This is a genomic window from Boseongicola sp. (assembly GCF_057460485.1).
In genome coordinates this window covers 1-9,456 of sequence record NZ_JBVCWP010000155.1, presented here as the reverse complement: position 1 = coordinate 9,456, position 9,456 = coordinate 1, and the positions used below count along the sequence as shown (strand labels likewise).

The following is a 9,456-nucleotide window of genomic DNA, read 5'->3' as shown; positions in this document are numbered from 1 at the left end:
CTTTCTGAGCAAAGACCGCGTGCATATCTATCCGGTGCGGCCCGACAAGGGTGCGCCCGGCCCGCAAATCGGCCACGCGCCCAGTCTGCAACGCATCCGTAAGCTCGCCTGAGGTTACAGGCAAATCTTCGTTCGGGTGCGTCAGCGAAAGCTCCGCTGCCGGAAATGCGGTTTCTGCGCCATCCCGTGCTTGCGCCAATCGCTCCAAAGTCGCGCGCCGGTTCGACATAATCGTCGCACCGGCCTCGCCCATTTGGCGCTCCAGAACCTGATACCAATGCGCATCGCGGACCATGTCCTTCAACAATCGGTTCCGTTCTCGCATTGCCTTGTCATAAGCCAATACAGTCTCGGCGTGGTCCGGCAAGAAACTCATAGTCATCCGGTCCAGAAAGCGCCTCCGACCTTCCGCGCCTTCAAGCCACAGGCGATCCATAGCAGGCACCAGCCAAATAACGCGCGCTACACGGCCCAAGGCCAGCTGCGGATGCGCTTTGCCGTCAACCCGAACGCTTCGAGACTGCCCTGGTTCAGCGCCAGTCTCAAGTTCATGTAAACGGCCATCCGCTTCGACCTCGGCGCTTATCTTCCAGCCCAGCGCTTCGGGTCTTCGGATCAATTCCTCAACGCCCGCGCGCCTCAACCCGCGCCCCGGGGACAAAAGCGATACTGCCTCCAGAACGTTGGTCTTTCCGGCGCCATTCGCTCCATGAAAGACAACAGGACGGCTATCCAACGAAAGCCGCGTCACCTTGTGAGACCGAAAATGAGAAATCGTCAATGATGTGACAAAACAACCGGGCATCACCCTGCCCTTCCTTTTTGCAATACCACTTCCGCACGTTGCGAGGATGGTACCGAGCGGTGCTTAGACACGCATTGGCATCACAACATAAACTGCAGATTCGTCGTTGCCTTCACGCATTAATGTGGGGTCACCCGCAGAATTGAACAAGAATACCGCATTTTCTCGATCAACCTGACTTGCAATCTCAAGCAAGTACTTCGCATTAAATCCAATCTCGAGAGCTTCGTCGCCATAAGCCACCGCCAACTCTTCTTCTGCGGCTCCGCTATCAGGAGCATTTACAGATAAAACCAGCCGATCTTCATCCAGCGAGAGTTTCACCGCCCGCGAGCGTTCGGATGAAACTGTCGCGACCCGGTCAACGGCCTTCGCGAACTCAGCTGCGTCTACTTCCAGACGACGCGTGTTTCCGGTAGGAATGACGCGCGTATAGTCGGGGAATGTTCCATCGATAACCTTAGACGTCAGCGTGATTCCTGGCGCCGCGAAGCGGATCTTCGTTTCACTAACGGATACAGCGATCTCAGCTTCGTCGTCATCCAGCAACTTGCGCAACTCACCAACCGTTTTGCGTGGCACGATGACGCCCGGCAGGCCCTCGGCGCCCGCCGGCATATCCGCATCGATCCGCGCCAGTCGATGGCCATCGGTTGCTACACAACGCAGAACCTGCCCGCCATTTGCATCCGCAATATGCATATAGACACCGTTCAGATAGTATCGCGTTTCCTCGGTCGAAATCGCAAATTTAGACTTATCGAACAACCGCCGCAAAACCGGGGCGGGACAAACGAAGTTTGCTTCGTACTCTGACGAAGCCATGACCGGGAAGTCCTCGCGCGGCAGCGTCGCAAGCGAAAAATTCGACCGTCCTGCCTCAACTGTCAGGCGTCCGGACGCTCCGTCGTCCGTGAGAGTCACCAAAGACCCGTCAGGAAGTTTTCGAACGATCTCGTGAAGTGTCACAGCACTTACTGTCGTGGCGCCGGCACGTTCAATCTTCGCAGCCGCTTCGTCAACGACCTCGATATCGAGATCGGTCGCGCGAAACCTGACTTGATCACCCTCGGCCTCAATCAAAACGTTCGCAAGGATTGGGATGGTATTGCGGCGCTCGACCACCGATTGCGCCTGACCAACGGCCTTCAGCAAAGCGCTACGTTCGATAGAAAATTTCATGTCCACGCTCCCTAAGATGCCGGACGAACAACTTATCCGGTTTTCCGCTGCATGCAATGGAATTTGAGGGACTTTCCTGCCTTGACGCCAAAGCGTCAAGTGCCTCGGTGGCTTTCTTTTTAACTGAAATACTCAGCAGCGCGCGGGAGACAGCGTCCCCCGCCTGTCACCCCTCGAGAGACCGGCGCAAAAGCTCAAGATCGTCTGCTATCTGGCTGTCTTGTTGCTTCAACTCTTCGATCTTGCGCACGCCATGCATAATAGTCGTATGGTCGCGCCCGCCAAAACGGCGCCCGATCTCAGGAAGCGAACGACTTGTCATCGTTTTCGCAAGATACATCGCAACCTGACGCGGGCGCGCAAAGGTTCGCACGCGCTTTGGTCCGATAAGATCGCTAAGCCGGATATTATAATGGTCGCTCACTTTGCGCTGAATTTCTTCCACCGTGATCTTTCGATCCGAGTGCCGCAGGATATCAGACAAACAATCCTGAGCCAGCTCGAGTGTAATCTCACGCCCGACAAGCGCGCCAAATGCAAATAACCGCATCATGGCGCCTTCCAAAACCCGAACATTCGACGAGATACGATGGGCAAGGAACTCAAGCACACCATTCGCAATCTCCAGGTTCGGGAATTGCTCAGAGTAATGTTCAACTTTCTGCTGAAGAATTCCAAGCCGAAGCTCGTAGTTTGTCGGGTGTAGATCGACGACCAGTCCGGATTGAAGCCGGCTCAGAATACGGTCCTCGACCCCGGTAATCTCGGTCGGAGCACGGTCTGACGAGATAACGATTTGCTTTCCCTGATCGACAAGCGCGTTAAACGTATGAAAGAACTCTTCCTGCGTCGCATCCTTGCCAGCAATGAACTGCACGTCGTCAATCATCAGCACATCGACCGACCGGAATAGCTGCTTAAACGTGATCATATCTTTGTCGCGCAAGGCCTGCACAAAACGGTACATGAACTGCTCGGCCGACAAATACACAATCCGCAAGCCCTGCTCGCGACGCTGAAGCTCGCAGGCAATAGCATGCATCAGGTGCGTCTTACCAAGCCCTACGCCGCCATAGAGAAACAGTGGATTAAACGTGACCGGACCGCCTTCGGCCACACGGCGCGCCGCCGCATGAGCCAATTCATTTGGCTTCCCGACGACAAAGGTATCGAACGTAAAGCGTCCATCAAGCGGCGCTCCCGGCAGATCTTCCCCATCGTTGATGACTGTCGGCTTCGGCCTCACGGCGGGTTGGCGGCGCGGTGCCAACGCTTGCCTTGGGACAGAAAACTCTACCCGCGACACGCTTTGCCCGGCATTCGACAGCTCCTGCAAAATTTGCTCGCCAAAGTTGCGCGAAACCCAATTTCCCATGAATTGCGTTGGCACCAGGAACGTCGCGACGCCATCCGTCAGCGCGGAAAATTCAAGGGGCTCGATCCAATTTGCGTAGTTGTTCCTACCAACGGACTTCAAAAGCTCGCCGCGGATGTTACCCCAAGTCTCTTCTATCATGCGCCTACGACCCGTCGTGCTCTCGTTTCATTTAGGACTGGCGCCAAGCCAGCCCCCGGGCCTTCCATCCATTATGGCCGCCCCGGTGTCCCTTTGGATCCAGATCGCCCTCGAAACCTTCGGCTACATTCAGACACTCGGCCGACACTCCGACAGTTGCGAAGTGGTCGGCGATTGCTGTTGCAGCCCGAAGGGAACGCACGCCGGACCGACAAATGAACAGAAGCATGCTCGGGATATTATCCCCGATTGCTTCCATCACCTCAGCCACGAACTGCGGGTTTGCAGACATGTCAGGAAAGACGGCCCATTCGACGAACGTCGTCGTTTGGCCAACTTCCACAAGATCAGGTACGCCGACAAAACCCCATTCGGCGCGCGTCCTGACGTCAATCAGCATAGCAGAAGGATCGCCTTCCAATATCTGCCAAACTACGTCGGGATTTACCTCTCCGACGAGTACACCAGATGCCCCGCTCATTGACCATGTCCCCCCAAGGACGATGTGAATCGCACGATCAAATTAGGACGGTGTTCCCGCCGCGCGCAACAGACCTTTGCGCTTGACTCATTTATTGTCGTTGCGAATCTCAAGCGGGTGGAAGAAATGTTCCAGGGAGAGTCTTATCAGGTCAATCAGTTAACAAAAAAACGCGCCCAAAATGGGCGCGTTTAAAAAATCTTCTGGGCTGTGTTCAGCTAAGCGATTTGACCCTGGAAGACAGCCGTGACATTTTCCGGGCAGCTGTATTTTTGTGGTAAACGCCTTTTGTGACGCCGCGCATCAATTCAGGCTCGGCAGTGCGGAGCGCAGCAGTTGCCGCATCCTTATCGCCTGAAGCAATTGCTTCCTCTACTTTGCGAAGGTGCGTACGGATACGAGAACGGCGTGCTTTATTTACGGCAAAACGGCGCTCATTCTGGCGTGCGCGTTTTTTGGACTGGGGCGAATTCGCCATGGTGGTTTCCCTTTCGTCGGGCCTAGATCAAATTTCTTGCGCAAGAGCCCAACTCCGGGTTTTACCAACCGGATTCATCTGGCCGAAGCGGGCCTCACGCGCATGTACGGGGCCGTTTAGGGGATTCGACCCGCAAATGGAAGTCCCCTAAACACGAAAAAGGCTTACTTGTCGCGAAACTGCGCTTCCCGCTTCTCTTTGAAGGCGGTCATGCCTTCTGACTGGTCTTCGGTCGCAAACAAAGAATGGAAAACGCGGCGCTCAAAAAGGAGGCCTTCGCGCAGTGTCGTTTCGTAGCTTCGGTTGACGGCCTCCTTCACGACCATAGTCGCGATCGCCGACTTTTCAGCAATTTTGTGCGCCGCAGACTGAGCTTCTTCCATCAATTTCTTGACCGGAACAACACGACTTACCAAACCCGAGCGCTCGGCTTCGTCGGCGTCCATAAAGCGACCGGTCAGATGCATTTCCATGGCCTTTGACTTGCCAACGAAACGCGTCAGGCGCTGCGAACCACCCAGCCCTGCAACCACACCAAGATTTATCTCTGGCTGACCAAACTTGGCAGTGTCCGACGCAAGTATGAAGTCGCACATCATGGCCAATTCACATCCACCGCCCAGCGCATACCCTGAGACCGCCGCGATAATTGGCTTGCGACACCGCATAATCGCCTCGGCGTCATTTGCGAGAAAGTCGGTGGCAAAGACATCAACGAAGTTGAGGTCTGCCATTTCGTTGATATCCGCTCCAGCGGCAAACGCCTTTTCAGAACCAGTCAGGATCATACATCTGATTTTAACGTTGGCATCCATCTCGGTGACGGCCTGCGCAAGTTCAGAAAGCAGCTCCGCGTTCAGCGCGTTCAGCGCATCCGGCCGATCTAGCCGAATGGTTGCAATTTGGTCTTCAACGTCTACGACGATTGTATTGTAAGCCATGAAACCCCGCTTTGGCGGTTACTTTAGACAAAAAGGCTTAGCACTCAAATTTTTGGGATCAAGTTATCTTTGACACCCGGGACAGAAGTACGTCGACCGCCCGGATTGAACGATCCGCACAATAGTGCCGTCGCACTCGGGCGTTCTGCAAGGCTGATCCTCGCGGTCATAAGCCCGGAAAGCGTGCTGGAAGTACCCAAGTTCGCCATCTGTCTGCCGATAGTCCCGAAGAGACGATCCGCCCGCTGCAATCGCCTCGTTCAAAACGTCCCGGATGATTGGAACCAGCCGAGCTATCTGAGGGCGCGACAGGTTTCCAGCCTTTCGCCGGGGCGATATGCCGGCACGGTTCAGCGCCTCGCACACATAAATATTGCCAAGGCCAGCGACAATCTTCTGATCTAACAGCGCTGTTTTCATTGGCATATTCCGACCGCGAAGCCGTGCTTCAAGATAATCTTCGTTGAAGACATTCCCCAAGGGCTCTGGTCCAAGATCTTTCAGTAACCAATGCGCCTCAACAGACTCTGTCGGTGCCAGATCCATGGCGCCAAAGCGACGAGCATCGTTAAACGCGATACGTGTGCCGGTCTCCATCTCGAAAACAACGTGATCGTGCTTTTCAGGTGCAGGAAGCGTGTGATGAAATACGCCAAGAGGTTTTTCGGAAATAAGTATACGTCCCGACATTCCAAGATGTATGATCAGCGTTTCTTCGCTTGAAAGATCAACAAGGATGTATTTGGATCGTCGACGCAACCTGAGGACGCGCTGTCCGGACAGCCGTTCCGACATGCGTTCCGGAAGCGGCCATCGCAAATCCGGTCGCCGCACGTCCGCATGCCGGATCACAAACCCTTCCATCACCGGCAAAAGTCCTTTTCGGACTGTTTCTACCTCAGGAAGCTCGGGCATTTGTCTCTAATTTCTGCCAGACCAGCGTCATCATGTCGTTCGCTCCAGAATAGAAGAACGAGATACGCGCTTTTTGCCGCCTGCGAAACAGAAGATGGTAATCCCCTGCGTCAGCGTTGATCTGAATGTCCTCCAAATTCGCTCCTTCGTGTCGCGGCTCACGGCCTGAATAGTCGGTCGCAAAAAGGGTCGAATTATCGTAGCGAACGCGCGCCTCAAAAATCCAAAGGCCTGCGAAGAGAACGGCTGCTCCGAAAACTGTCATGAAGCCGCGAAATATCAGGCGCTCTTGCGGGTCTGCGCCGACGAAAATGATCAGGTCGGTCAATGCAAGTGACGTAAATGTGAAGAAATATCGCGCGCCTTAACGAGGCTGCAAGGCGGAAGACCCGTGAACATCACAACCCGCCCGATCGAAACCCAGGCTGGCGATAGATCGCATCAGACCCGCAACCGGCAGTCCGGCAAGAGGAATAGCAATGACCGTCAATACACTTCGCGTCCAGAATCCGTCAGGATCAATACCGACTTGTCGCAAGAGCGGCGCCGCGACTTCACGGTTAATCGCAACGCCGCAGAAGGCTCCGGACCCCAGAAGACCCAGCATTGTCCAAAAAGCAGCTGTTTCATCAGGACATCGCCTTTCTCCGGAGGCTTACTGTTGGGTTGGATAAGGGGATCAATGCAAAGCGTTTACATTCCAGTTTGGACAGAAAAAAACATGGAGACTTCAGTGAGGGCAGCCTCACCCTCCCTCCGCGTCCATTCAACACGTTTGTGTCTTTCGCGGGCAGGCTATATCGGAAGTGTGGAAAACCTTGGGCGCATAGCCATGACAGAAAACGAAACTGAAAAGAGAACCCACTTCGGCGCCCGAGACGTTCGCGAGGACGAAAAGGCCGGACTGGTGCATGATGTCTTCACAAATGTGGCGTCCAAATACGATGTGATGAACGATGTCATGTCGGTAGGTGTTCATCGTCTCTGGAAGGAAGCGATGATGGACTGGCTCGCCCCACGGTCGGGCCAGCGCCTTTTGGATGTGGCAGGAGGAACAGGGGATATTTCGTTCCGGTTTCTGAAACGCGCGAAGGGCTCGCAAGCCGTCGTTCTCGATTTAACAGAATCGATGTTAACAGAGGGTCGCAAGCGCGCTGAGGCCTCTGAGATGTCAGCGCAGCTAGACTGGGTGACTGGCGACGCGATGGCCCTTCCCTTCGCGGACAATTCTTTTGACGTTTACACAATCTCTTTCGGAATTCGGAATGTGACGCGTATTCCGGACGCGCTCAGCGAAGCCTATCGCGTGTTGCGTCCAGGCGGCAGGCTGATGGTCCTCGAGTTTTCGCAACTCCCCGTGGACGGAATGCAAAGGTTGTATGATCTGTACTCGTTCAACGTGATCCCGCGGATGGGCCAACTGATCGCCAGAGATCGAGACAGCTATCAGTACCTCGTAGAATCGATTCGAAAATTCCCGGACCAGGCTAAATTTGCAGATATGATTGAGGCGGCTGGCTTTGGTCAGGTTAAATTTAGGAACCTTTCTATGGGAATTGCCGCACTCCATTCGGGATGGAAAATCTAGGTGCGCGGTCCCCACAATATCCTGCGGCTTATCCGTACCGGCGCGACTCTCGAGAGAACCGGCGCAATGGGGGTGGTTCTTGAAGCATTCAACGCGCCGGCTTCCCTGCGAATTGCCGCACGTGTTCTGGGTTGGCCGTTCAAATGGCTTGGCTACAAAGGTGACCCCGAGCAGCCCCCCGCAACGCGTGCGCTAACCGCACTTGGCCCTGCCTATATCAAATTTGGCCAACTCCTTTCGACTCGCCCGGACGTCGTCGGCGACGAATTGGCGCTTCAACTAAGGGTGCTACAAGACAAGCTCCCACCATTCCCAACAGATATTGCCAAGGCAACCGTCGCAAAGGAGCTAGGCCTTCCAGTAGAAGAGCTCTTTAGCGAGTTTTCCGAACCCGTTGCCGCTGCTTCGATTGCGCAGGTCCACAAAGCAAAGCTTTTGGGAACCGGCGAGGAGGTCGCAGTCAAAGTTCTACGACCAAAGATTGAAAGAGCGTTCCGTCGCGATATCGATGCGTTTTTTCTCGCGGCCCGCATGATCGAAACGCTGGCTCCTTCAACGCGCCGACTTCGACCCACGGAAGTCATTACCCATTTCGAGGGCGTGGTAATGGGTGAGTTGGATCTTCGTCTCGAAACCGCCTCTGCTGCGGAATTCGCGGCAAATACGGCTGGCGACGAGGGTTTCGCGGTTCCTGAGGTAAAGTGGGCTTTATCATCGCGTCGTGTCATGACGCTGGCGTGGGTCGGTGGTTTTTCGTCCGGGGACGTTAAAGCGATTGAGGCAGCCGGACACGACACGAGCGCCCTAGGTGAGCGCATCTTGACTATGTTCCTGCGCCATGCGCTGCGAGATGGCTATTTTCATGCCGACATGCATCAGGGCAATCTAAAGGTTGCCGAGGACGGGACGCTTGTTGCCTTGGATTTCGGGATCATGGGGCGCATCGACGAGTATACACGCCGTGTCTACGCCGAGATCTTGTTTGGGTTCATACGAAAGGACTATCGGCGGGTCGCCGAAGTCCATTTCGAGGCGGGCTATGTTCCCGCGGATAGGGACGTCGATGAGTTTGCGCGCGCTCTGCGCGCCGTGGGCGAGCCAATATTCGGAATGGATGCAAGCCGGATATCCATGGGGCGCCTGTTAAGCTACTTGTTTGAGGTTACAGAACGGTTTGGCATGGAAACGCGAACCGAGCTGATTTTGCTGCAGCGCACGATGGTCGTGGTCGAAGGCGTGTCACGCTCGCTCAGCCCCAATATTAACATTTGGACCGTCTCGCAGCCCATCGTAGAAAGCTATATCGCCGAGAGCATCGGCCCCAAAGCACTCATCCGGGATCTGGGACGCACCCTGCGCGTCGTCGGAAGGTTTGGTCCTAGGTTGCCACAGATTGTTGAGGCAGCTCTTATCCAACAGCAAGCGACTCCCAAGACGATCAAGCCTAACTCATGGCTGAAGAAGGGAGCTTTGGTTCTTGCAGGAAGCGGTTTGCTTGCGGTCGGAGTACTGGTTGGTCTCGCGCTATAGCCTAACAAATCGGGCACTCT

The 9,456-nt window shown here is 55.0% G+C and carries 10 protein-coding genes; 2 read left to right on the top strand and 8 right to left on the bottom strand.

What is annotated here, in order from left to right; translation table 11 throughout:
• The 8 genes from AC221Y_RS15655 to AC221Y_RS15620 form a co-directional block, all read right to left on the bottom strand.
• On the bottom strand, positions 1-805 hold an 805-nt coding region (locus AC221Y_RS15655), incomplete at its 3' end, for an AAA family ATPase (RefSeq protein ID WP_486707698.1).
• A gap of 63 nt (positions 806-868) precedes the next feature.
• A complete protein-coding gene (dnaN, locus tag AC221Y_RS15650) occupies positions 869-1,987 on the bottom strand; it encodes a DNA polymerase III subunit beta (protein WP_299756041.1) in 1,119 nt (372 codons plus the stop codon).
• A gap of 166 nt (positions 1,988-2,153) precedes the next feature.
• Positions 2,154-3,503 (bottom strand): chromosomal replication initiator protein DnaA, encoded by a 1,350-nt coding sequence (dnaA, locus tag AC221Y_RS15645; RefSeq protein WP_299756044.1) that lies wholly within the window; start codon positions 3,501-3,503, stop codon positions 2,154-2,156.
• 31 nt (positions 3,504-3,534) lie between these two features.
• Entirely contained in the window at positions 3,535-3,984 is a 450-nt protein-coding gene (locus AC221Y_RS15640) for a rhodanese-like domain-containing protein (RefSeq protein WP_299756047.1), read from the bottom strand.
• A gap of 214 nt (positions 3,985-4,198) precedes the next feature.
• Positions 4,199-4,462, bottom strand: a complete 264-nt coding sequence (rpsT, locus tag AC221Y_RS15635; RefSeq protein WP_299756048.1) for a 30S ribosomal protein S20 — start codon at positions 4,460-4,462, stop codon at positions 4,199-4,201.
• Between the two features lie 164 nt (positions 4,463-4,626).
• The gene (locus AC221Y_RS15630; RefSeq protein WP_299756051.1) at positions 4,627-5,403 is read right to left on the bottom strand and encodes an enoyl-CoA hydratase; all 777 of its coding nucleotides are present in this window, start codon (positions 5,401-5,403) and stop codon (positions 4,627-4,629) included.
• Between the two features lie 63 nt (positions 5,404-5,466).
• Positions 5,467-6,318, bottom strand: coding sequence for a bifunctional DNA-formamidopyrimidine glycosylase/DNA-(apurinic or apyrimidinic site) lyase (mutM, locus tag AC221Y_RS15625; RefSeq protein ID WP_299756054.1), 852 nt, complete (start codon positions 6,316-6,318; stop codon positions 5,467-5,469).
• Positions 6,302-6,646 (bottom strand): hypothetical protein, encoded by a 345-nt coding sequence (locus AC221Y_RS15620; RefSeq protein ID WP_299756057.1) that lies wholly within the window; start codon positions 6,644-6,646, stop codon positions 6,302-6,304. Before AC221Y_RS15620 ends, mutM begins: the two co-directional genes overlap by 17 nt.
• A gap of 504 nt (positions 6,647-7,150) precedes the next feature.
• Between AC221Y_RS15620 and ubiE the strand changes: the two genes are divergently transcribed.
• Together ubiE and ubiB are read left to right on the top strand one after the other, a co-directional pair.
• Positions 7,151-7,906 (top strand): bifunctional demethylmenaquinone methyltransferase/2-methoxy-6-polyprenyl-1,4-benzoquinol methylase UbiE, encoded by a 756-nt coding sequence (gene ubiE / locus AC221Y_RS15615; protein WP_299756060.1) that lies wholly within the window; start codon positions 7,151-7,153, stop codon positions 7,904-7,906.
• The gene (gene ubiB, locus AC221Y_RS15610; RefSeq protein WP_299756062.1) at positions 7,907-9,436 is read left to right on the top strand and encodes a 2-polyprenylphenol 6-hydroxylase; all 1,530 of its coding nucleotides are present in this window, start codon (positions 7,907-7,909) and stop codon (positions 9,434-9,436) included. It begins immediately after the preceding gene.
• Positions 9,437-9,456 lie beyond the last annotated feature (20 nt).

Coding starts and splice junctions, on each gene's coding strand:
- dnaN (WP_299756041.1), bottom strand. CDS start 1,987: ATGAAATTTTCTATCGAACGTAGCGCTTTGCTGAAGGCCGTTGGTCAG.
- dnaA (WP_299756044.1), bottom strand. CDS start 3,503: ATGATAGAAGAGACTTGGGGTAACATCCGCGGCGAGCTTTTGAAGTCC.
- AC221Y_RS15640 (WP_299756047.1), bottom strand. CDS start 3,984: ATGAGCGGGGCATCTGGTGTACTCGTCGGAGAGGTAAATCCCGACGTA.
- rpsT (WP_299756048.1), bottom strand. CDS start 4,462: ATGGCGAATTCGCCCCAGTCCAAAAAACGCGCACGCCAGAATGAGCGC.
- AC221Y_RS15630 (WP_299756051.1), bottom strand. CDS start 5,403: ATGGCTTACAATACAATCGTCGTAGACGTTGAAGACCAAATTGCAACC.
- mutM (WP_299756054.1), bottom strand. CDS start 6,318: ATGCCCGAGCTTCCTGAGGTAGAAACAGTCCGAAAAGGACTTTTGCCG.
- ubiE (WP_299756060.1), top strand. CDS start 7,151: ATGACAGAAAACGAAACTGAAAAGAGAACCCACTTCGGCGCCCGAGAC.